The sequence below is a fragment of the Frankia alni ACN14a genome (assembly GCF_000058485.1).
Taxonomy (GTDB): domain Bacteria; phylum Actinomycetota; class Actinomycetes; order Frankiales; family Frankiaceae; genus Frankia; species Frankia alni.
In genome coordinates this window covers 2,395,315-2,417,118 of sequence record NC_008278.1, presented here as the reverse complement: position 1 = coordinate 2,417,118, position 21,804 = coordinate 2,395,315, and the positions used below count along the sequence as shown (strand labels likewise).

18 protein-coding genes are annotated in these 21,804 nt (G+C 74.7%); 2 read left to right on the top strand and 16 right to left on the bottom strand.

Annotated features, from left to right (window positions below; genetic code table 11):
* Positions 1–155: 155 nt before the first annotated feature.
* The 6 genes from FRAAL_RS09640 to ftsZ form a co-directional block, all read right to left on the bottom strand.
* Complete coding sequence (locus FRAAL_RS09640) at positions 156–1,139, bottom strand: DivIVA domain-containing protein (RefSeq protein WP_011603370.1); 984 nt, start codon at positions 1,137–1,139, stop codon at positions 156–158.
* A 93-nt stretch (positions 1,140–1,232) separates the two neighbouring features.
* Positions 1,233–1,517 carry a YggT family protein gene (locus tag FRAAL_RS09635; RefSeq protein ID WP_505474305.1) on the bottom strand — a complete coding sequence of 95 codons (285 nt, stop codon included), beginning with the start codon at positions 1,515–1,517 and terminating at the stop codon, positions 1,233–1,235.
* A 60-nt stretch (positions 1,518–1,577) separates the two neighbouring features.
* Complete coding sequence (locus FRAAL_RS09630; protein ID WP_041939075.1) at positions 1,578–2,123, bottom strand: cell division protein SepF; 546 nt, start codon at positions 2,121–2,123, stop codon at positions 1,578–1,580.
* A gap of 10 nt (positions 2,124–2,133) precedes the next feature.
* Complete coding sequence (locus tag FRAAL_RS09625) at positions 2,134–3,027, bottom strand: YggS family pyridoxal phosphate enzyme (RefSeq protein WP_050997348.1); 894 nt, start codon at positions 3,025–3,027, stop codon at positions 2,134–2,136.
* Positions 3,024–3,707, bottom strand: a complete 684-nt coding sequence (gene pgeF, locus FRAAL_RS09620; RefSeq protein WP_011603366.1) for a peptidoglycan editing factor PgeF — start codon at positions 3,705–3,707, stop codon at positions 3,024–3,026. Before pgeF ends, FRAAL_RS09625 begins: the two co-directional genes overlap by 4 nt.
* Before the next feature lie 24 nt (positions 3,708–3,731).
* Positions 3,732–5,246, bottom strand: a complete 1,515-nt coding sequence (gene ftsZ, locus FRAAL_RS09615) for a cell division protein FtsZ (RefSeq protein ID WP_041939074.1) — start codon at positions 5,244–5,246, stop codon at positions 3,732–3,734.
* A 447-nt stretch (positions 5,247–5,693) separates the two neighbouring features.
* Here ftsZ and FRAAL_RS34740 point away from each other — a divergent pair, with 447 nt between their 5' ends.
* Both FRAAL_RS34740 and FRAAL_RS09605 read left to right on the top strand, forming a co-directional pair.
* Positions 5,694–7,460, top strand: coding sequence for a UDP-N-acetylmuramate--L-alanine ligase (locus tag FRAAL_RS34740; protein WP_011603363.1), 1,767 nt, complete (start codon positions 5,694–5,696; stop codon positions 7,458–7,460).
* A 116-nt stretch (positions 7,461–7,576) separates the two neighbouring features.
* Positions 7,577–8,113, top strand: coding sequence for a nitroreductase/quinone reductase family protein (locus FRAAL_RS09605; RefSeq protein WP_011603362.1), 537 nt, complete (start codon positions 7,577–7,579; stop codon positions 8,111–8,113).
* A gap of 202 nt (positions 8,114–8,315) precedes the next feature.
* On the opposite strand, the gene murG is transcribed toward FRAAL_RS09605, so the two are convergent.
* The 10 genes from murG to mraZ form a co-directional block, all read right to left on the bottom strand.
* On the bottom strand, positions 8,316–9,446 hold the full coding sequence (murG, locus tag FRAAL_RS09600; RefSeq protein WP_011603361.1) for an undecaprenyldiphospho-muramoylpentapeptide beta-N-acetylglucosaminyltransferase: 1,131 nt from the start codon (positions 9,444–9,446) through the stop codon (positions 8,316–8,318).
* Between the two features lie 3 nt (positions 9,447–9,449).
* Positions 9,450–10,910: a putative lipid II flippase FtsW gene (gene ftsW / locus FRAAL_RS09595; RefSeq protein ID WP_231861594.1), complete on the bottom strand. Its 1,461-nt coding sequence runs from the start codon at positions 10,908–10,910 to the stop codon at positions 9,450–9,452.
* Between the two features lie 38 nt (positions 10,911–10,948).
* The gene (gene murD / locus FRAAL_RS09590; protein WP_011603359.1) at positions 10,949–12,334 is read right to left on the bottom strand and encodes a UDP-N-acetylmuramoyl-L-alanine--D-glutamate ligase; all 1,386 of its coding nucleotides are present in this window, start codon (positions 12,332–12,334) and stop codon (positions 10,949–10,951) included.
* Positions 12,327–13,394 (bottom strand): phospho-N-acetylmuramoyl-pentapeptide-transferase, encoded by a 1,068-nt coding sequence (gene mraY / locus FRAAL_RS09585; RefSeq protein ID WP_011603358.1) that lies wholly within the window; start codon positions 13,392–13,394, stop codon positions 12,327–12,329. Before mraY ends, murD begins: the two co-directional genes overlap by 8 nt.
* A 49-nt stretch (positions 13,395–13,443) precedes the next feature.
* The gene (locus FRAAL_RS09580; protein WP_011603357.1) at positions 13,444–14,847 is read right to left on the bottom strand and encodes a UDP-N-acetylmuramoyl-tripeptide--D-alanyl-D-alanine ligase; all 1,404 of its coding nucleotides are present in this window, start codon (positions 14,845–14,847) and stop codon (positions 13,444–13,446) included.
* A complete protein-coding gene (locus FRAAL_RS09575) occupies positions 14,844–16,451 on the bottom strand; it encodes a UDP-N-acetylmuramoyl-L-alanyl-D-glutamate--2,6-diaminopimelate ligase (RefSeq protein ID WP_041939073.1) in 1,608 nt (535 codons plus the stop codon). The genes FRAAL_RS09580 and FRAAL_RS09575 overlap by 4 nt, the downstream gene beginning before the upstream one ends.
* A gap of 137 nt (positions 16,452–16,588) precedes the next feature.
* Positions 16,589–18,910: a peptidoglycan D,D-transpeptidase FtsI family protein gene (locus FRAAL_RS09570; RefSeq protein ID WP_443985209.1), complete on the bottom strand. Its 2,322-nt coding sequence runs from the start codon at positions 18,908–18,910 to the stop codon at positions 16,589–16,591.
* A 50-nt stretch (positions 18,911–18,960) separates the two neighbouring features.
* Entirely contained in the window at positions 18,961–19,920 is a 960-nt protein-coding gene (gene ftsL / locus FRAAL_RS09565; RefSeq protein ID WP_011603354.1) for a cell division protein FtsL, read from the bottom strand.
* Positions 19,917–20,894 (bottom strand): 16S rRNA (cytosine(1402)-N(4))-methyltransferase RsmH, encoded by a 978-nt coding sequence (gene rsmH, locus FRAAL_RS09560; RefSeq protein ID WP_011603353.1) that lies wholly within the window; start codon positions 20,892–20,894, stop codon positions 19,917–19,919. Before rsmH ends, ftsL begins: the two co-directional genes overlap by 4 nt.
* A gap of 263 nt (positions 20,895–21,157) precedes the next feature.
* Positions 21,158–21,589: a division/cell wall cluster transcriptional repressor MraZ gene (mraZ, locus tag FRAAL_RS09555; protein ID WP_009739579.1), complete on the bottom strand. Its 432-nt coding sequence runs from the start codon at positions 21,587–21,589 to the stop codon at positions 21,158–21,160.
* Between the last annotated feature and the right edge of the window lie 215 nt (positions 21,590–21,804).

Genomic DNA, 21,804 nt, shown 5'->3' with positions numbered 1-21,804 from the left:
GGCGGGGCGGGCCAGCGGGTCCGGCGGCACCGCGGTGGCCACGGCGGTGCTCGCCGACACCGGACCGACGGGCCAGGCCGCACGCGGCGTGGTCACGGACGACGCGGCCATGGCAGAGACGATCTCGACGGGGCGGGGTGCGGCGACGCGACGGATCAGAACTCCTGCAGGCCGGGCGCGTCGCGCCGGTTGGGGTCCAGATCCGGGCGGCCGCCGTGGCCGTTGTCCCGGGCGATGGCGCCGGCGGGCATGGGCGGGCCGGGCGGGAACGTCGGCTGGTGGCCGGGGCTCTGCTGGCCGCCGTTCGGGCCCATCCCCACCGCCGGCGGCGGCGTCGGCCCACCGGGGTTCAGGCCGGGGCGGGGGGTGTTGCCCGCGCCGACGGCCGGCGGCTGGGTCGGCATGCCGTCCAGGTCCCGAAGCTGCATCTCCAGGTAGGCGCGCAGCCGCGTGCGGTACTCGCGCTCGAAGGCCCGAAGCTGCTCGACCTGGCCCTCCAGGCGACGCTTGTCGTCCTCCAGGCCGCCGAGCTGCTCGGCGACGTGGGCGCGGGCCTCGCCGATGATGCGGTCGGCGTCGGCGCGGGCCTCGCGGCGAGCCCGCTCGGACTCGGCGCGCGCCTCGCGCAGTGCCTCGTCGGCGGTGCGCTGGGCCAGCACGAGCGTGCGGGCGACCCGCTGCTCGATCTCGGCCTCCGAGGCCTGGCCGGAGCCGGCACGAGCCGGCACGCCGCCGCCGCCCGAGCCGACGGCGGGGATCACCGTGGTCGGGGCGCCGCCCTGCGGGACGCCGGGCGGGGGCACCGGCTGCTGTTGCTGCTGCGCACGCTCCCGGGCAGCGACCTGGGCGGCCTGCGCGGCCTGCGCCTGGACCTGGGCGAGCTGGCGACGGGTCTCCTCGACCTGGCGACGCAGCCCCTGGTTCTCCTCGAGGATCTGCGCGGGGACCCCGGGGCCGCCGCCGCCGGAGCGGCGGGCCTCGTCGAGCTGCCGGCGCAGATCGCTGTTCTCGTCGAGCAGCCGGGTCAGCTCCGCCTCGACCTCGTCGAGGAAGGTGTCGACCTCATCCTCGTTGTAGCCGGTGCGGAACCTCGTCGGACTGAAGACCTTGTTCTGTACGTCCTGTGGTGTCAGAGCCACGTCGCCTCCTCGTGCGGCATCGCCGCTCCCCGAAGAGAGGGCGGTCTGCGGGCAGTCTGCCGCGCCCGCGTTCGCGGTGTGCACACAACCCCGTCACAGGCTCTGGGCATAGCTTCGCAGCACCAAGATCACCAGGAAGAGCACCAGATACCCGAGGTCAAGCGATACGCTACCCACCCTCAACGGGGGCAGGATACGGCGGATGAGCCGCAACGGGGGGTCAGTCACCGTGTACACGGATTCGAAGATCAACAACAGTGGGCCGGTCGGACGGAACGATCGACCGAGGACGAGAACAAGGTCGGTGATCCACCGCGCTATCAGGAACAGGAAGTAGACCAGCAGCACCCATGAGATCAAGTCGCCTAGTGTGCTGATGGTGCTCTCTCCTGGAAACCTTGGGGATCCGGGGGGCGCGTCAGTGGTCCGCGCTCCCCGTCATGACTGGTTGTAGAACCCACCCTCACGGATGCGTCGCTTGTCCGTCTCGGTGACCTCGACGTTGTGCGGCGAGAGCAGGAAGACCTTGTTGGTCACCTTCTCGATGTCGCCACGCAGCCCGAAGATCAGCCCGGCGGCGAAGTCGACCAGCCGCTTGGCGTCGACGTCGTCCATGTCGGTGAGGTTCATGATAACGGGGGTGCCGTCCCTGAACTCCTCGCCGATCTGCCGCGCCTCATTGTAGCTACGTGGCTGAAGCGTCGTGATCCGGTAGGGGTGCGTCTCCTCGACGGGCATCACCCGCCGCATCGGCACAGGTCCGGCGGGGCGCAGTGGTTCGACCGGTGGACGTCGCGGCATGGCGACCGGCTCCTCCCGTGCGTCGATCCGACGGACCGTGCGGTCCATCGGGACCGGTTCGTGCATGGCACGCCGGTCGTCATGACCGACCGCACGACCGTCGTCGTAGTCGTCGTCGTCGAGATAGTCCTCGTCCTCCTCGGCCAGACCGAGGTAGACCATCGCCCTGCGCCCGAGCCCCATGGGCGCGACTCTAAGGGACACCCGGCCGTTCACCGAACAAAGCGGTCCCGATCCGAAGGTGTGTCGCGCCCTCGGCCACCGCGGCCTCGAGATCGCTCGACATGCCGGCGCTGATCACGGTGGCCTGAGGGTGGTCCACGACCAGCCGTTCGGCGACGGCACGCAGCCGCTCGAACGCGGGACGTGCTGGTTCACCACGGGGCGCAACCGCCATGACGCCGCGCAGTGTCAGTCCGGGCGCCTCGTCGACAAGATCAGCCAGCGCCGGAAGCTCCCCTGGATCGACGCCACCCCGGCCCGAATCGGCGACCACGGACCCCACCCGCCCCCGGGAATCACTCCGTGAGTCCAACGAGACCTGCAGGCAGATCGACAGCGGGCGGCCTCGTTCGACCGCGAGCCGGGACAGGACGCCGACCAGGGCCGATCGGTCCACCGACTGGACCCAGTCCGCCCAACGCAGGACGGATCGGGCCTTGTTGCGCTGAAGTTGGCCGACGAAGTGCCAGATGACGTTCGGTTCACCCGGCGCCGGGTCCGCCGCCGCACCCGGCGCCACGCCCGCCCCGGCGAGCCCGTCCCCGCCGCCCGCGGACGGGTCGCCGGAGACCTGGGCGAGCTCACGCGTGACCATAGTCACCTTCGGGCCGGCCTCCTGCTCGCGGTTCTCGGCGAACTGGCGCGCCCCGAGTGTGTGCAGCATCACGACATCCGCGGCCGGATAGGTCTTGCTCACAGCGATGAGGGTTAGCCCGGCCGGATCGCGCCCGGCCGTGCGGGCCGCGGTGGCGATCCGTTCCTCGATCACGCTGAGCCGGCGGGCCAGCTCCGCCCGGCGCGCCGGGTCGCCGCTTCCCGCCGCGGCCGGATCGACCCCGGCGGGCGGGTCCGGACGCGCGATCACGCGGCCGACCCGAGCCACGCCACCCCGGCGAACCGACCGGTACGACCGTCGCGGCGGTAGGAGTAGAGCTCCGGGTCCTCCGCGGTGCAGCGGGTGGCGACGGCGATGTCGGTCACACCCGCCGCGGTGAGCTGATGGTGGATGCCCGCCCGCAGGTCGATCGCGGCGGTCCCCCGCCGCGTCGCCGCCGCGCTACCCGGCACCCGCTGCTCGACCTCCCGGCGCAGCTCCGCCGGCACCTCGTAGCAGCCCGCACAGACGCACGGGCCGATGGTGACGGTGAGCCGATCCGCCGGGACACCGAGCCGGTCGAACGCCGCCAGCGTCGCGTCGATCACTCCGTCGGTCATGCCGGCCCGCCCGGCGTGCGCGACCCCCACCGCCGTCGGGGACTCGAACAGCACCGGCGCGCAGTCGGCGACCATCACCGCCAGCGCGAGGCCCGGCACGTCGGTCACGAGGGCGTCCGCCTCCGGCGGTGGGGCCGGCTCGCGCGCGACGACGACCCGCGTGCCGTGTACCTGGCGCATGTACTGCACCGGCATCCGCAGCCGCTCGGCCAGCCGGCGCCGGTTGGCGGCGACGGCATCCTCGGCGTCGCCGACATGATCACCGAGATTGAGCCCGCCGAACGGCGGCACGCTGACCCCGCCCGCGCGGGAGGTGACGAGAACCGGCATGGCCGGAAGTCTGCCCGGCGCGGGCTATTTGAGGAAGTCCGGCACGTCCAGCTCGTCGTCGTCGGCCACCGGCCGAACGGGGCGGCGCGGCGGCGGGTAGGTCGGTCGCGGCCCCGTCGCCCGTGGCGGGTCGACCCGGTGCGGCTGGGCGTAGCCGGGGTCGGCCGCCGGCTCCACGGGTTCCCGCACGGGCGGCGCGATGCGCGACTCCACCGTCGGGATCACCGTCGACTCGCCGGGCGAGACGCGCTCGTGGGCGGCCGGCGCCCCCGGCAGCGGCTCGGGATGGTAGTGCCCGACGTTCGCCTGGGCGATCGGTGACGGCGGCGTCTGCAGGTAGCTCGGCGTCGGCGGGGCCGGCTGGACCGGCGCGGGGGTGGGCGGCGGCGGGGGTGGCGGGGGCGGCGGCGCGGCCTGGGCCGCGCGGGCCGAGGCGCTCGGGATCGTCGGCAGGGGCGGCAGAATCGTCGTCGACGGCGCGGACGCCGGGGCCGGAGCCGGGGCCACGCTCCCGGTGCCGCCGCCGGCGGCCCCACCCTGGCCGGGGGGCCGCCGCGACTGCTGCACGTGGGACGGCCTGATCCGCCGGTCCTGCACCGTGTCGAACCCGGCGGCGATGACCGTCACCCGCACCTCGTCGCCGAGGGCGTCGTCGATCACCGCGCCAAAAATGATGTTCGCCTCGGGGTGGGCCGCGTCCGCGACGAGCTCCGCGGCCGCGTTGATCTCGAACAGACCGAGGTCCGAGCCGCCGGAGATGTTGAGCAGGACGCCCTGGGCGCCGTCCATGCTCGCCTCCAGCAGCGGGGAGGCGATCGCCTGTTCGGCGGCCACCGTGGCCCTGTCGTCGCCACGGGCCCGCCCGATACCCATCAACGCGCTGCCGGCGTGCGACATGACCGTCTTCACGTCGGCGAAGTCGAGGTTGATCAGACCGGGGGTGGTGATCAGGTCGGTGATGCCCTGGACACCGGAGAGCAGCACCTGGTCGGCGCTGCGGAAGGCGTCGAGCACGCTGATGTCGCGGTCGGTCATCGCCAGCAGGCGGTCGTTCGGGATGACGATGAGGGTGTCGACCTCGTTGCGCAGAGTGTCGATGCCCGTGTCCGCCTGGGTCGCGCGGCGCCTGCCCTCGAAGGTGAACGGCCGGGTCACGACACCGATGGTGAGCGCGCCGAGCGAACGGGCCACGTTCGCCACGACGGGGGCGCCACCCGTACCGGTGCCACCACCCTCACCAGCGGTGACGAAGACCATGTCGGCCCCCTTGAGGACCTCCTCGATCTCCTCCCGGTGGTCCTCGGCGGCCTGCCGGCCCACCTCGGGATCGGCCCCGGCGCCGAGGCCCCGGGTCAGCTCGCGGCCGACGTCGAGCTTCACGTCGGCGTCGCTCATGAGCAAGGCCTGGGCATCGGTGTTGATGGCGATGAACTCGACACCCTTGAGACCGACTTCGATCATCCGGTTGACGGCGTTGACGCCACCACCACCGATCCCGACGACCTTGATGACCGCGAGATAGTTCTGTGGGGCAGCCATGCGGTGTCGGTCCTCCAGCGGCGTCGGTGGTCGGACGGGGGGATACCCCGCCCCTGCGGCGCCGCGGGATGGCGGATTCACGCGGCGAGCGGGGGAAGCAGTCAGAGTCTCAACCTTCACCGTCAGCTAGACGGTTACAGTTATGTCAACTTCCGACTGTGGATCGGACAGTAGGCACGGCTACGTCGGTGGTCAAGGAAGCTGTCGGCGCGTCACGTCCCTTCCTGGCACGTCCGCTTCGTCACAGCCTTCCCCGCGCATCGCCTTCGGCGATGCGCGGAGGCCCCTGGCCCCCTGCGGCAGCCCTCTCCCGTCAGATCACCTTCGGCGACCCTCCTGGGATGGCAGACCTCGGCCTCGGCGATTCGCGGGGGTGCCCGGACGGTTCGCGGGGGCGCGATCAAGGGGGAGCGTGGCGGGGCGGGGGCGTGATGGTGTACTGCCTGCGTGACCCGTCAGCGCACCCAGCACGTCCATTTCCTCGGCATCGGCGGCTCCGGCCTGTCGCCGCTGGCCCAGATCCACCTCGCCGGTGGCGGGAAGGTCAGCGGCAGCGACGCGGAGGACTCCCCCCGCGTGGCGACCCTGCGCGCTCGCGGGGTGCCCGTCCGCGTCGGGCCCGCGCCGGCCGCGGAGAAGATCGCCGCCGAGCTCGCCGGCGTGGATGTCGTGGTCGCCTCCAGCGCCCTCGCCGAGGATCACCCCGAGATCGTCGCCGCCCGGTCGCTGGGCCTGGCGGTCCGCCGCCGGTCCGAGTGGCTACCGGAGCTGACCGCGGGTTACCGGCTGGTCGCTGTGGCCGGCTCGCACGGCAAGTCGACCACGTCGGCGATGTTGACCCTGGTGCTGCGCGCGGCCGGGCTCGACCCCACCGCCGTCATCGGCGCGGAGGTCTCCCAGCTCGGGGGCAACGCCCTCGCCGGCTCCGGCGACCTGTTCGTGCTGGAATCCGACGAGTACGGCGGCGCGTTCGCCGGCCTCGAACCCACCATCGCCGTGATCACCAACGTCGAGTGGGAGCACCCGGACATCTTCCCGGACGAGGCGTCGGTCCGGACCGCCTTCACCGCGTTCGCCCGGCGGGTGCGTCCCGGCGGCCGGCTGGTCGTCTGCGGGGACGATCCGGGGGTGGCCGCCGTCCTCGCCGAGCTGCACCGGCAGGGGACGCCCGCGGCCGCGCCGGTGCTCGACTACGGCTTCGGGACGGATCGCCGCTGGCGTGCGGTGGACGTCGCCACCGTGGCCGGGGACGACACGGCCCGCGCCGTCGTCCTGCACGGCGGTCAGGAGATCGGCACCCTGACCCTGGCGGTCCCCGGCCGACACTCGCTCCTCAACGCGCTGGCGGTCCTCGCGGTCGCCACCGAGCTGGGCGTCGCGCCGGCCCAGACCCTGGCGACGCTCGCGACCTACACCGGTGCCGCCCGCCGCTTCGAGTTCGTCGGCTTCTGGCGCGCCGGCACACCCGATCCCGCCGTCCCGGCCGCCGCAGGCGCCGCAGCCGCCCCACCCGTCCGCCGCGATCCCGCCACCGCGGCCGCAGCCGCCACCACGGCACCCATCGGGCCGCCGGACTCGCCGCCGCCGACCGGCATCGCCCTGCCGCGGGCCGCGCCCCCGGCCGTCGACGCACCGGTGGCGGCGACGCCGGCCCCCGCGGCCGGCCCCGACCATGCGGCCGCCCTGCCGGCCCCCGCCGGCGCGCTCGCCTCGCGCTCGCCGACCGGACCGGCCACCGCCGTCGCCGATCCGGTCGGCGAGTGGAGCCTGGAGATCATCGACGACTACGCCCACCACCCGACCGAGATCCGGCTGACGCTCGCCGCGGCCCGCGCCCGGACACACGGCCGGGCGCTGTGGGCCGTGCTCCAGCCGCACACCTACAGCCGGTTCGCCGCGCTGCTCGACGGCTTCGCCACCGCCTTCGCCGACGCCGATCGGGTCTACGTCACCGACATCTACGCCGCCCGGGAGACCGACGACCTCGGCCGGCACCCGACGGACCTGGTCGAGCGGCTGGTCGGGCCCGCGGTGGTCGGCTACGTGCCCTGGCCGGAGCTGGTCGACCGGCTCGCCGCGGACGTCCGCGACACGCTGAGCGGCCCCGTTCCCGCCCAGGCCGGCGGCATCCTGCTGCTCACCCTGGGCGCCGGGACGATCACCACGGTCGGGCCGCGGCTGCTGGCGGCGCTGGACGAACCGGCGGCGGGCTGAGGCCGACGCGGCGGCACCCGGCCTGATCCTCCCTGCCGTGACGCTGCGTCGATGGTTGACTGCCGCAACACGCCCACCGCCGGCACGGCCGGCGGCGACCGGTGAGGATCAGGTAGATGTCCGACACTCAGGACCCGCGCAGCCCCGGCTTCGACATCCGGGCGGTCAACCAGACCGTGATCGCCGAATACCGAGCCACCGGCGGAGCACTGGAGAAGACGCTGCCCGGCTCCCGGCTCGTGCTGCTGACGACGACCGGTCGGCACAGCGGGCGGGAACACACCACGCCCCTCGGTTACGTGACCGACAGCGCCGCCGACAGCCCCGCCGACGCCCCGACGGACGAGATCCCGACGGACGAGGAGCACCAGGCCGGCGGGAACGGGCGGGCTGGCCGCCACGACCGCATCATCGTGTTCGCATCCAACATGGCGGCCTCGCGGCATCCGGACTGGTACCGCAACCTGACGGCCAACCCCAAGGTCACCGTCGAGCTCGGGGACGACCGGTTCGCCGCGCAGGCGTCCACCGCCACCGGGACCGAACGGGAGCGGCTCTACCAGGCACTGGTGGAGACGATGCCGGGCATCCGCGGACACCAGGAGCAGGTCGAGCGCGAGATCCCCGTCGTCGTCCTGTCCGCCCTGCGCTGACACCCCCCGCCACCGCCAGCCACCGCCAGCCGCCCCCGTCCGGCCGGCCCGTCCACGGAAGGCACGGCCCCGGTCGCGATGCGCGGGAAGCGAAGCGGTGCGTTGCGCACGCTCCTGGAGCGCAGACCGTGCAGAACGCACCGCAATCGCCCCTGCCCGGGTTCGGCCTGGCCAGGAGGCGGCCTGGCCAGGAGGCGGCCTGCTAGGAGGCGGCGTGACGGGGGCGGGACCGGCGCCGGGTCGCCGCCGCGTCGCGGACCATGGCGACGATCGCCGCGGCGGCCTGCGGGTAGCCGGTGCCCGCGCACGCCGCCGACATCTTCGCCAGCCTCTCCGCCGAGGTGAGCACCGGCAGCACGTTCGCCAGCAGCCAGTCCTCGTCGAGGGCGGCGTCCTCGACGAGCAGGCCACCGCCGGCCTCCACCGTCGGCAGGGCGTTGCGACGCTGCTCGCCGTTGCCGTGCGGGAGCGGCACGTAGGCCGCCGGCAGGCCCACCGCGGCGAGTTCGGCGCAGGTCATCGCGCCGGAGCGGCACAGCGTCATGTCGGCGGCGGCATACGCGGACATGATGTCGTCCAGGTAGGGCCGCAGCTCGTAGGGGGCCGGCAGCCCGCGGGGCAGCGCCGCCGCGACCTCCTCGAAGTTCTTCGGTCCGGCCGCGTGCAGCACCTGGACGCCCGCGGTGGCCAGCGAGTGCGCGGCCGTGGTCATGACCTGGTTGAGGCTGCGGGCCCCCTGGGAGCCGCCGAAGACGAGCAGGGTCGGGCGGTGCGGGTCAAGCCCGTAGCGGGCCCGCGCGGCGCGGGCGGCGGCCGGTGAGCGGTCGAGGCTGAGGATCTCCGCACGCAGCGGGATCCCGGTGAGGGTCGCGCCGCGCAGTGGGGTGCTCGGGTACGAGGTGGCGACGAACGGGGTGAACCGGGCGCCGAGCCGGTTGGCCATCCCGGGCAGCGGGTTCGCCTCGTGGACCACGATCGGGATGCCGCGGCGCCGGGCGGCGAGGTAGGCAGGCACCGACACATAGCCGCCGAAGCCGACGACGACGTCCGCCCGGACCCGGTCCAGCGTCGCGCCCGCCTGGCGCACCGCGTCGAACAGGCGGACGGGCAGCTTCAGCAGCGCGGGGGTGGGCCGGCGCGGCATCGGCACCTTCGGCACCGTCGCCAGCTCGTAGCCCCGCGCCGGCACCAGACGGGCCTCCAGGCCGGTGGCCGTGCCCAGCAGGGTCAGCCGCGCGCGCGGATCGGCGGCGCGCAGGGCGTCCGCCACGGCGAGCGCGGGTTCGACATGGCCGGCTGTCCCGCCGCCGGCGAGCACTACGCTTCGCAACATCGGTCAAGACGATGACACATCGGGCCGGCCCACGGACAGCCCGGTACCGGTCGCTCGCCCACCGGTGCCGGGTGCTATGTCGAGGCCGTCGACGGGCACGAGCTCCAGGTCGGGTCGGCGGCCACGGCGGCCGGGCAGCCGCGGCCGCCGCCGCACCCCGGCGCGCTCGGCGCGGGCCGCGCGGCGTTCCTCGGCCCGTCGGGCCAGGTACTTCGCCGCCGCCGGCTCCGAACGGGCGAAGGACAGCAGCATCCCCAGCGCGGCGAGGGTGGGCAGCAGCGCGGACCCGCCGAAGGACACCAGCGGCAGGGTGACGCCGGTGATCGGCAGCAGGCCGACGACCGCCCCCATGTTCACCACCGCCTGGACGATGATCCAGGCGGTGACGCCGGCGGCGGCCAACCGGACGAACAGGTCGTCGGAGCGGTGGGCGATGCGCAGGCCCGCGTAGCCGAGCACGCCGAACAGCCCGACCACCACGAGGCTGCCGACCAGCCCCAGCTCCTCGCCGATGATCGCGAGGATGAAGTCGGTGTGCACCGCGGGCAGCAGCTCCGGCCACTTCGCCCGGGAGGCGCCGAGCCCGTCGCCCCACCAGCCGCCCGTGGACAGCGCGTAGATGCCCTGGACGGCCTGGAAGCCGTCACCGTTGGCGTCGGCGAAGGGGTCGGTGAACGACAGCAGCCGCCGGATCCGGTAGGGCTCGACGACGGCGAGCACGGTCGCCGCGAGGATCATCGAACCCATCACCGCGCCGTAGAAGCGCTTCGGGGTGCCGATCACCCACAGGATGGTCAGTGGGACGACCGTCACGCAGATCGCGCCGCCGAGGTCCGGTTCGAGCAGCATCAGCAGGTCGATGAACAGGAACACCGGCACGAGCGGGACGAACAGGTGCTTCGGGTCGGACAGCCGCCGCCGCTTGCGCACCAGCAGATCCGAGCACCACAGCACCAGCGCGATCTTCGCCAGCTCGCTGGGCTGGATGGTGATCGGGCCGACGACGATCCACTGCCGGGCACCCCCGCGCACGCTGCCGATGCCGGGGACGAGCACGGCCATGAGCAGCAGCACCGTCCCGGCCAGCAACGGGTAGGCCAGGGCGCGGAAGACCCGCACCGGCAGCCGGCTGGCCGCGACGACGATCGGCAGGCCGATGCCCACCCAGATCGCCTGCCGGATGAACAGCGTGTACGCCGAGCCGAACAGGGCGTAGGAGCGCACGCTCGACGCCGAGAGCACCATGACCAGGCCGAGCAACAGCAGCAGACCGGCCGAGGACAGCAGCAGGTAGTAGGAGGCCAACGGCCGGTCGAGCAGCGGCACCCGCAGCTCGGCGGTCTCCCGGTCCACCGGGCCGTCGTCGTCCTGAGCAACCCGGTCCTGAGCCTCCCGGCCGGTCCGGCCGGTCCGGCCAGATCGGCCGGATCCGCCGGAACCGGCGGCGATCGGCCGCACCGGCATCCCGGTAGGGGGCGACACCGGCCTCGAACCAGCCACGGCTACCCCTCTCGTGCGCGCACCGCCTCGGCGAACAGGTCTCCGCGGGCCGCATAGTCGCGGAACATGTCCATCGAGGCCGCGGCCGGCGCGAGCAGCACCGTGTCACCGGCGCGCGCGAGTGCCGCCGCGGCCCTCACCGCATCGTCCATGCCGGCGGCCCGTTCGACGGGGACATCGGGGGCGTGTCGGGCGAGCGCGACGGCTATCTCGTCGGCGCAGCGGCCGATGAGCACCGCGCCGCGCAGCACGCCGCGGGCGTCGCGGACGAGCTCGTCGAAGGCGAGGCCCTTGTTCAGCCCGCCGGCGATCCACACGACCGACGGGTAGCCGGCCAGCGAGGCGGCGGCGGCGTGCGGATTGGTCGCCTTGCTGTCGTCCACCCAGCGGACGCCGTCGATGACGGCGACCTCGGCGTTGCGGTGGGCCCCGGCGCGGAACTCGGCAAGCGCCGCGCCGATCGCCGCGGGGTCGACGCCCTCGGCGCGGGCGAGCGCCGCCGCGGCCAGCGCGTTGGAGATCAGGTGGGGGCCGGTGACCCGCAGGTCGCGCACGGCGACGAGCCGACCGCCGCCGAAGGCGTGGTCGACGAGGTGACCGGCCTCGACGGTCAGCCCCGGGGCGGGGCGGGCCGCCGGGTCCCGGCCGAACAGCACCCGGCGCCCCGGCGCCCCGGCGAGCAGCCGGGCGCTCGCCGCGTCGTCGGCGTTGCCGATCGCGATCGTCGCCGGATCGCGCCAGATCCGCGCCTTGGCCTCGGCGTAGGCCTGCGCGCCGCCGTGCCAGTCGAGGTGGTCGGGGGCGACGTTGAGCACGGCCGCGGCCAGCGGGGCCACGGTGTGGGTGTAGTGGAGCTGGAAGCTGGACAGCTCGACGGCGAGCGTGTCGTAGGGCGGCTCGGCGGCGACGGCCTCGACGATCGGCGTGCCGATGTTGCCGGCGGTGATCGCCCGCCGGCCCCCCGCGGCGAGCATCGCCCCGAGCATCTCGGTGGTCGTGGTCTTGCCGTTCGTGCCGGTCACGGCGAGCCAGCGGGTGGCGCCGCGCCAGCGCCAGGCGAGCTCGACCTCCCCCCACACCGGCACCCCCGCCGCCGCCGATCCGGTGATCAGCGGCGCGGTCGGCGGGACGCCGGGCGACGTGACGACGAGCCCGGCGCCGCCGGGCCCCGCCGGCAGGCCGCCGAGCACCACCGTGGCCCCGAGCGCCCGCAGGTCGGCGGCGGCCGCGCGGTGCCGCTCGGTGTCACCGGCGTCGACGACCCGCACCCGGGCGCCGCGGGCGAGCAGCGCCCGGGCCGCGGCGAGCCCCGACACCCCCACCCCGACGACCAGTACCGACAGCCCCGCCCAGGCCCGCGGCCCCGCCGGCTCCGCGGGGCTAGCCATTGCCGTGGGAGAGGAACTCGGCGTAGAACAGGCCGAGCCCGAAGGCCACGGCGAGGCCGGAGACGATCCAGAATCGGATGATCACCGTCGTCTCGGGCCATTCGGCGAGTTCGAAGTGATGGTGGATCGGTGCCATGTTGAACACACGTTTCTTCGTGGCCTTGAAGAACGCCACCTGGATCATCACCGACAGGGTCTCGATGACGAACAGGCCGCCGAGGACGACGAGCAGCAGCTCGGTCCGGCTGACGATGGCGATGCTGGCGAACGCGCCGCCGAGGGCGAGCGAGCCGGTGTCCCCCATGAAGATCTTCGCCGGGCTGGCGTTCCACCACAGGAAGCCGAAGCAGGCCCCCATCGCCGCCGCCGCGACCAGCGCCACGTCCAACGGGTCGCGCACCGCGTAGCAGCCGGCGGGCGAGTCCCCCGGCTCGCACAGGTTGCCGAACTGCCAGAACGAGATGACCACGTACGCGCCGAAGACCATCGCCGACGTGCCGGCGGCGAGGCCGTCGAGGCCGTCGGTGAGGTTCACCGCGTTCGACGTCGCGGCGATGATGATCCAGGCCAGCAGGGGGAAGCCGATGATGCCGACCGTCAGGGAGGTGTCGCGCACGATCGAGATGTACGTCGACCCCGGCAGCAGCCCGGCGTGGTTTTTGAACCGGACCGCGAGCAGCCCGAACGCGAGCGCGACCGCGGCCTGACCGGTGAACTTCATCCGGGCGGTGAGCCCGAGGCTGCGCTGCTTGCGGATCTTGATGTAGTCGTCGAGGAAGCCGACGATGCCGAGTCCGGTCATCACCAGCAGGACGAGCAGACCGGAGGCGGTGAAGCCGATCCCGGTCACCAGGTGGGCGAGGAAGTAGCCGACCAGCGTCGCCACGATGATCACGGTGCCGCCCATGGTGGGCGTGCCGCGTTTGGTCAGGTGGCTCGACGGGCCGTCCTCGCGGATCTCCTGCCCGTACCCCTGCCGGCGGAAGAACCTGATCACCCAGGGCGTACCGAGCAACGACACGACCAACGCGACCATGGCCGCGATAAGAACGCCTCTCACGCGTGTGTCACCCGCGCGTGTCCGCCCCGGTGCACCCAGCGGTCCGTTCTCATGCCCCCTCGATCCCGGCGCCGACCACGCCGAACCTCGTCACCACGTCCTCGGCGACGCGCTCCAGACCGTAGGACCGGCTGGCCTTGACCAGCACGACGTCGTCCGGCCGGGCGAGCGCGACCACCGTCGCCACCGCCTCGTCGGCGTCCGCCACCCACCTCGACTCGCCGTCCCAGGAACCCTCCAGCGACGCCGCGAGGTGGATGCGCCGAGCCGCCGGCCCCACCGCGATCACCTGGTCGATCCCGAGCCGGACGGCGAGCCGGCCGAGCGCGTCGTGCGCGTCGTCGGCGGCGTCGCCGAGCTCCCCCATGCCCCCGAGCACCGCGATCGCCCGGCCCGCCCCGCGCATGTCGACCAGCGTCGCCAGGGCGGCGCGCATCGACTCGGGGTTGGCGTTGTAGGCGTCGTTGACGACGACGACCCCGGCGGCGGTCCGGGTGACCTCCATCCGCCAGCGGCTGCGCGCCCGCGCCGCGCCGAGCGCCGCCGCGGTCCGCGCGGGGCTCAGGCCGAGGCGCAGGGCGACGGCCGCCGCGGCGAGGGCGTTGGGCACCTGGTGCGCGCCGACGAGGCCGAGGGTGACCCGGTGGCGCTCGCCGCCGGCGAGCAGGTCGAACGAGGCGTGCCCCAGCGGGTCGACGCGGACGCCGGCGCCGCGCACGTCCGCCGCGGCGTCCTCGCCGAAGGTGATGACCTCGCCACGCGCCCGCGGCGCCATCGCCGCCACCAGCGGGTCGTCGGCGTTGAGGATGACGGCGTCCTGGGCGGCCTCGGCGAGCTCCCCCTTGGCCGCGGCGATGCCGAGCCGGCCGTCGGTGTACTCGCCGACGTGCGCGCTGCCGACGTTGAGCACCGCCCCGACGGACGGGCGGGCCACCGCGCACAGCGTGGCGATGTGCCCGAGGCCGCGCGCGCCCATCTCCAGCACGACGAACGCGGTGTCCGGTTCGGTGCGCAGCAGCGTCAGCGGCAGGCCGATCTCGTTGTTGAACGACCCGGGCGCGGCCACGGTCGGGCCGAGCTCGGCGAGCAGGTCCGCCAGCAGATCCTTGGTCGTGGTCTTGCCCGCCGAGCCGGTGACGGCGACGACGGTGGCGCGGGCGATGTCGCGCACGTGCGCCGCGAGGGCGGCGAGGGCGGCGGACGGGTCGGCCACGACGACCGCCGGCACGCCGAGCGGCCGGGCGGCGAGCACCGCCGGCGCCCCCGCGGCCACCGCCGCGGCGGCGAAGTCGTGCCCGTCGGAGCGGGCGCCGACCAGGGCGACGAACAGCGTGCCGGGGCCGACCTGACGGGAGTCCACGGCGACGGCGCCGACCACGGCGGCCGGGTCGGCGACCGCGTCGAGGCGTCCGCCGGTCGCCACGGCGACCTCGGCGAGGGTCAGCGGGATCATCCGCGGGCCGCCGCGTCCAGCGCCGCGCGCAGCACCACCCGGTCGTCGAACGGGGTCACCACCCCGGCCTGTTCCTGTCCGGACTCGTGCCCCTTGCCGGCGACGACGACGGCATCCTGCGGGCCGGCGGCGGCGACGGCCGCGGCGATCGCGGCGGCCCGGTCCGGTTCGACCAGCACCCGGCCCGCCGCGCGCGCGGCGGTCGGCACCCCGGCGAGCATCGCGGCGAGGATGTCCGCCGGGTCCTCCGAGCGCGGGTTGTCGTTGGTGAGGATCGCGAGGTCGGCGAGCGTGGCCGCGGCGGCGCCCATGAGCGGGCGCTTGCCGCGGTCGCGGTCCCCGCCGCAGCCGAGCACGACGATGATTCTTCCCTTCACCAGGGGACGGACGGTCGCCAGCAGCGTCGTGACCGCGTCCGGGGTGTGGGCGAAGTCGACCAGTGCCAGGAACGGCTGGCCGGCGTCGACCCGCTCCATCCGGCCCGGCACGCCGGGCAGCGCACCGATCCCGGCGGCGGCGGCGGCCGGGTCGACCCCGACGGCCACCAGCAGCGCCAACGCACCCAGCGCATTGGCGATGTTGAACACCCCGGGCAGCGGGACGGACAGCTCCACCCGCTCGCCGCCCGGCCCGGCGGCCAGCAGCTCGCTGCCGGTGGGGCCGGCGGTGACGTCGCGGGCCGTCCAGTCGGCGGGGCCGTCGACGGCGAAGGTGACCGCGTCCGGGCGGCGGGCCGCTAGCCGCCGGCCCCACTCGTCGCCCACGCCGATCACCGCGGCCGCCGCCCGGCCGGGAACGAACAGCGACGCCTTCGCCTCGAAGTAGTCCGCCATCGTGGGATGGAAGTCGAGATGGTCCTGGCTGAGGTTGGTGAACAGCGCCCCGGCGAAGTGCAGCGCGTCCGCCCGGTGCTGGGCCAGCGCGTGGCTGGAGACCTCCATGGTGGCGGCGTCCACGCCCCGTTCGACCATCGTCGCCAGCAGCGCCTGCAGGTCGCTGGCCTCCGGGGTGGTGTGGGCGCTGGCCAGCCGGTCCCCGGCGATGCGGGTCTCCACCGTGCCGATCAGCCCGGTGGTGTGGCCGGCGGCCCGCAGCCCGGCGTCGAGGAGGAACGCGGTCGTCGTCTTGCCGTTGGTCCCGGTGACACCGAGCAGGCGCAGCCCCGCCGACGGATCGCCGTGGATGCGGGCCGCCACCGGGGCGAGGTCGCGGCGCGGGTCGGCGCTGACGAGCACCGGCAGCGCGGCCGCCGGCCCACCCGCGGCGGCGATGCGCCGCGCGCCCTCGGCGTCGGTGAGCACCGCCACCGCGCCGCGGGCGATCGCGGCGGCGGCGAAGTCGGCGCCGTGCACGTGCGCGCCCGGCAGGGCCGCGTAGAGGTCGCCGGGCGCCACCCGGCGGGAGTCGTGGGTGACGCCGCGCACCACCGCGTCCGATCCGGGTCCGGCGGGCGCGGCGGGCGCGGCGGGCGCGGCGGCGTCCGGACCAGGGCCGGCGGGCAGCGGGGCCGGCGCCGGTGGGAGTTGCGCGGCCGTGAGCACCGCGCGCAGATCAGCCAGGCCGCACGCCGTCGGGGCGGCCGGTCGGGGTGCCGGTGGGGTCACGCTGACGACCTTAGTGGGAGCAAGCTCGGCCATCGGCAGGGGCGCCCGGGCTTGGCGGTGGTCCCCCGAATGCCGCAGGTGGACCGCTCTCGCACCGCTTGTCCAGGTCTGGCGGGTTACCTGCTGTGGTCGCAGTGCTACTTGTCCAGGTCGAGGACGAGCGGCGTCGGCTTCGTCGTCGGCTGCGGCACACCGAGGGTGGTCAGGGCGAAACTCATCACGCCCTGGAACACCGGCGCGGCGACCTGACCGCCGAAGTACCCCTTCTTCGGGTTGTCCAGGACGACCTCGACGACGACCTTCGGGTCGTCGGCCGGCGCGAAGCCGATGAACGACGAGGTGTACCCCTGGTAGCCACCGTGCACGGGATCCGGCCGGTACGCCGTGCCGGTCTTGCCGGCCACCCGGTAGCCGGGGACCTCGGCAAGCGGCGCGGTGCCCTCGTTCGTCGCGACCGTCTCCAGCATCCGGCTCAGCGTCGCCGCGGTCTGCGCGCTGATCACCCGCTGGCCCGGGGGATGCGGGGTGACCTGAACGGTCCTGTCCGGGCCGGTGACGGCGTCGACGAGCCGGGGGGTGACCCGCACCCCGCCGTTGGCGACGGTGGCGTAGACCGACGCCATCTGCAGCGCCGTCGCCGACATACCCTGCCCGTAGGAGATCGTCGCGGCCTGGCTGCCCGACCAGTCCTTCGCCGCCGGCAGCAGGCCGCTGCCCTCGCCGGGAAAGTCCAGCCCCGTCTTCGCGCCCAGGCCGAAGGCGCGCAGCGCCTGTTCCATCCCCGCGCGTCCGACCCGCTCGGAGACCTCCACGGTGCCGATGTTGCTGGAGCGGGCCAGCACCCCGGCGGTGGTCAGATGCTCGACGCCGTGCGGCTCGGAGTCCTTGATGGCCACCCCACCGCGGATGATGGACGGCGGGACGGTCAGCGGCGTCTGGGCGGTGATGAGGCCGCGATCGAGGGCGGCGGCCATCGTGATCACCTTGTTGACGCTGCCGGGCTCGTAGGCGTCCCGGGTCGAGCGGTTGCCCAGCGCCGGCTGGTCCCGAGGGGTGATGTTGCGCGGGTCGAACTCGGGCGCGTCGGCCATCGCGAGGACGTCGCCGGTGCGGGGGTCCATCACCACGACCGTGCCGCCGTCGGCCTCGGAGGACCGCACCGCGTTGGCGATGGCCTGCTGGGCGTTCCACTGGATGTCGCGGTCGAGGGTGAGCCGCAGCGCCGAGCCGGGGACGGGATCGCGTTGCCGGCCGTGACCGGAGGGGATCTCGATGCCCTCCGGGTTGGCCTCCAGCACGCGCATGCCGTCGGTTCCCCGCAGCACCTTGTCGTACTCGAGTTCCAGGCCGCCGGCGCCCTCCAGCACGTCCCCGTCGCCGCGCCGCATGAACCCGACGACGTTGGCCGCCAGCGGACCGGCCGGGTAGGTCCGGCCGCGTTCCTCGGTGATGCCGATACCGTGCAACTCCAGGGCGCTGACCTTCTTCGCGACGTCGGGGTTCAGGCCGCGGGCCAGGTAGACGAACTTGATGTGCCTGGTCGGGTCCGTCAGCAGCTTCGTCAGCCGTGGCACGCTGTCGTCGAGCACGGGGGCGAGCTTCGCCGCGGTCGCGGCGACGTCCCGGACGTTCGTCGGGTTCGCGTAGACCGCGCGCAGCTCGACGTGCTGGGCGAGGGTGTGGCCGGAGCGGTCGGTGATGGCGCCGCGCACCGCGGGCAGCACGATCGTGCGCAGCCGCTCCTTCTCGGCCTGCGCCGCGTAGGTCGACGCGGAGAAGCCCTGGAGCTGGGTCAGGCGCAGCGCGAGGATGCCGAGCAGCGCGCACATGAACACGATCGTCACCCGCAGCCGCCGCCGCGGGCTGCTCAGCCGGTAGCTGCGCCGGACCGGGGGACGCGGTGGCCGACGACCACCGCCCGCACCCCCGCCGCCCCGGACATAGCGGCCCCGGCCGGCACCGGCGCCGCGGGGCAGCGCCCCCGGCCGATACACGCGGCGACCCGCCGTCCCGGCACCGCTGCGCGCCCGAACGCGTCTGTCGAGGCCGTCGTAGCCGAGGCCGTCGTGGTCGACGGCGGCGTCGCGGTCCAGGGCGTCGTCGTAGTCCAGGGCGTCGTCGTAGTCGTAGTCCCGGGCGTCGTGGTCCCGGGCGTCGTGGTCCCGGGCGTCGTGGTCCCGGGCGTCGTGGTCAAAGGCCTCGTGGTCGCGGTAGCGGCCGTCGTGCCCGCGGGCGGCACCCGCCCGGCCTCGTCCCCGGGTGCCGCCCCGGGCCGCGCCGCTGCCGCCCCGGCGCGCCCGCGGGTGCTCCTGGGCGCCGCGGGGCCTGGCGGTCCGCAGGCCCGACGGGCTGCGGGGGCGGCCCGGATCGTCGTGATCCCCGTCGTCCGCCGGGCCCCGATCCGGATCGTCGTCACGGCGCAACCGTCCGCCGTGCACGGAGGCCGGCGGTGGGGTCACCAGCCGTAGCCGTCCGCGCCCGCGCCGGGGTGAGCCGGAGAGGGCGGAGCTCACCGCGCGGGCCCACCCCGGTCAGCGCCGGCGGTGCCGGTCGAGGTCGCCGTGCCCGACGGCGCCCCGGCGCCCGAACCGCTGCCGACCGCGCCCGACTGCTGCGGTCCCACGGCCGAGCCGGCCGCCGCGGGGCCGGTTGCCCCGCCGCTGGTGCCGGTGGCCGCGGTGCTCGTCCCGGCCGCGCCGGCGCCCACGACGCCGGGCGCGGTCGTCTCCGCGCCGATGGCCGCGCCCGCGGTGGCCGCCGCAGTGCCCGCGGTGCCGGTGGCCGCGGCGCCGGTGGCCGCGCCGGCGCCGGTGGTGGCCGCGCCGGTGTTCGCGCCGGGTGCCGCCGCGGCGCCCGGGTCGGCATCCGGCGCCGTGCCCGTCCCGGACCCGGCTGTGCCCGCGACGGCCGGAGGCTGCTGGCCTGGCGGTGCGGGCACGATCACCAGGATCGAACCGCTGCCCGGCTCCCGGGACAGCACCCGGGCCCCCGGCGGCAGGGGGGTGCCCGGCGCAAGGTACTCGGGCACCCCGCCGGGAACCAGGCCGAGGCGGCTGGCCTGGGCGGCCAGCGCCGCCGGGTCGGAGAGCTGATCGGCCCGCACCGCGAGCGACTGCTCCTCGTCCGCCAGGGCGGAGGCCCGATTACGCAGGGTGTTCTCGTGGAACGAGTTCTCCATCAGCGCGAGGTTGAGCCCCAGCAGACCGAGCAGGCCGGCGCCGAGCAGGACCAGCAGTAGGACGACGAACGGTCCCTTGCGAGCCCCGGTCGGCGCCGGGCGGACCACCGTGAGCCGCGTCCGGACGGGGGCGCGCCGCAGCGGGGGGTCGAGGACCGGAGCCGTCGCCGCGGCGGTGCGCGCCGCCGCGCCTGCCGGCACCCGGCCCGCCCGGGCGCCGGGGGGCGGGCCACCGGCGCGGGCGGCGCCGCTCCGCCCCGCCCGGGAAAGCGGCTGCGCGGGAGCGGTCACGATGCACCTCCGATGGTGGGCTGGGTACGGTCCGGGTTCGGAGCCGTGCGTTCGGCGGCCCGCAGCCGCACGGACGCCGCCCGCGGGTTGTCGGCCTTCTCGACCTCGCCGGCCGGTTCGGCACCACGGGTGAGCCAGCGCAGCCGCGGCTCGGCGCCGGCCGGCACCACGGGCATGTCCGGCGGCACCAGCGTCTCCGCGTAGCCGCGCAGCTCCCGCTTGACCAGTCGGTCCTCGAGGGAGTGGTAGGACAGCACGACGAGCCGGCCACCGACGGCCAGCGCGTCGAAGGCGGCGGGCAACGCCCGGGCGAGCACATCCAGCTCGGAGTTGACCTCGATGCGCAGCGCCTGGAAGGTGCGCTTGGCCGGGTTGCCGCCGGTGCGCCGCGCCGGCGCCGGGATGGCGTCGCGGACGAGGTCGACCAGCCGCGCGGAGGTGGTGAACGGCTCGACGGCACGGGCCCGGACGACCGACTCCGCGATGCGGCGGGCGAACCGCTCCTCGCCGTAGTCCCGCAGGATCCGTGCCAGCGCGGCGGCGTCGTAGGTGTTGAGGACCTCGGCGGCCGTCAGGCCGCGGGTGGCGTCCATCCGCATGTCCAGCGGCGCGTCCCGCGAGTAGGCGAACCCGCGCGCGTCGGTGTCGAGCTGCAGGGACGAGACCCCGAGGTCGAACAGGACGCCCTGGACCCGCGCGGAGCCGAGGCCGGCGAGAACCGTGCCGATCTCGTCGTAGACGGCGTGGACGAGTCGCACCCGCTCGGGTGCGAGGGCGCGCAGCCGCTCGCCGCTGTGCGCCAGGGCGTCGAGATCGCGGTCGAGACCGACGACGCGGACCTCGGGGAAGGCGGCGAGCAGGGCCGCGGCGTGTCCGCCGAGCCCCACCGTGGCGTCCACCACCACGGCCCCCGGCCTACTCAGGGCGGGGGCCAACAGTTCCAGCACGCGGTCGGTCAGCACAGGCGTGTGCATGGCGTTCAGCGCTGAGCCTCCCTCGACCGCTCGTGGACCTCGTCTTCAGATGTGCTGACGGGCTCGTCCGGTACGGCGGCATCCCGCGCAGGACGCGGGCACCGCCGGTGCGGCGGAATCCGCACGCGGGACCGCCGGGGGTGACCAGCCCGGCACGCTGCCCACCGTGCCGGCCGCCGGGGAAGGGGTGGCCGGAGAAGCGGGTGCGGGCGCAGGCCGGAACACGTGTTCCGGGCGTCCGGATCGCGAGATCCCAGGGCAGCTCAGATAACTCCGGGCAGGACCTCCTCGGACAGCTCGGCAAAGCTCTCCTCCTGGCTTTCCAGGTAGGCCTGCCAACGCTGGGCGTCCCAGATCTCGACCCGGGTGTTCGCCCCGTTGACGACGCAGTCGCGCGTCAGCCCCGCGTAGGTGCGCAGCGGGGCGGGAATGGTGATGCGCCCCTGCCGGTCCGGCGCGTCGTCGGCAGCCGAGGAGAAGAACACCCGGCTGTAGTCACGCAGTGCCTTCGCGGTGACCGGGGCGGTGCGCAGGGACTCGCTGATCCGGGTGAACTCCGCCATCGGGAAGACGTACAGGCATCGTTCCTGCCCCTTCGTGATCACAAGCCCCCCCTCCAACTCGTCGCGGAACTTCGCGGGCAGGGTCAGCCGCCCTTTGTCATCCAGCCGCGGCGTGTGGCTGCCGAGAAACACCGGCGACCTCCCTGCCACTGCCAGGAAGACAGCGCCTGGTCACCCCGCGACGGTCAACCGTGAGCTCCTGTCCCCCACTGCGCGCCACTCTACTCCACTGCCCCCCACCCGACACCCCCTCAACACCCCGCGGCACCCCACCGAAACCACTCCGACATCAGGCGCGCGTGATGCCCCGACAAGGACTGGTATAAACCCCCTGAAATTGGTAGGAA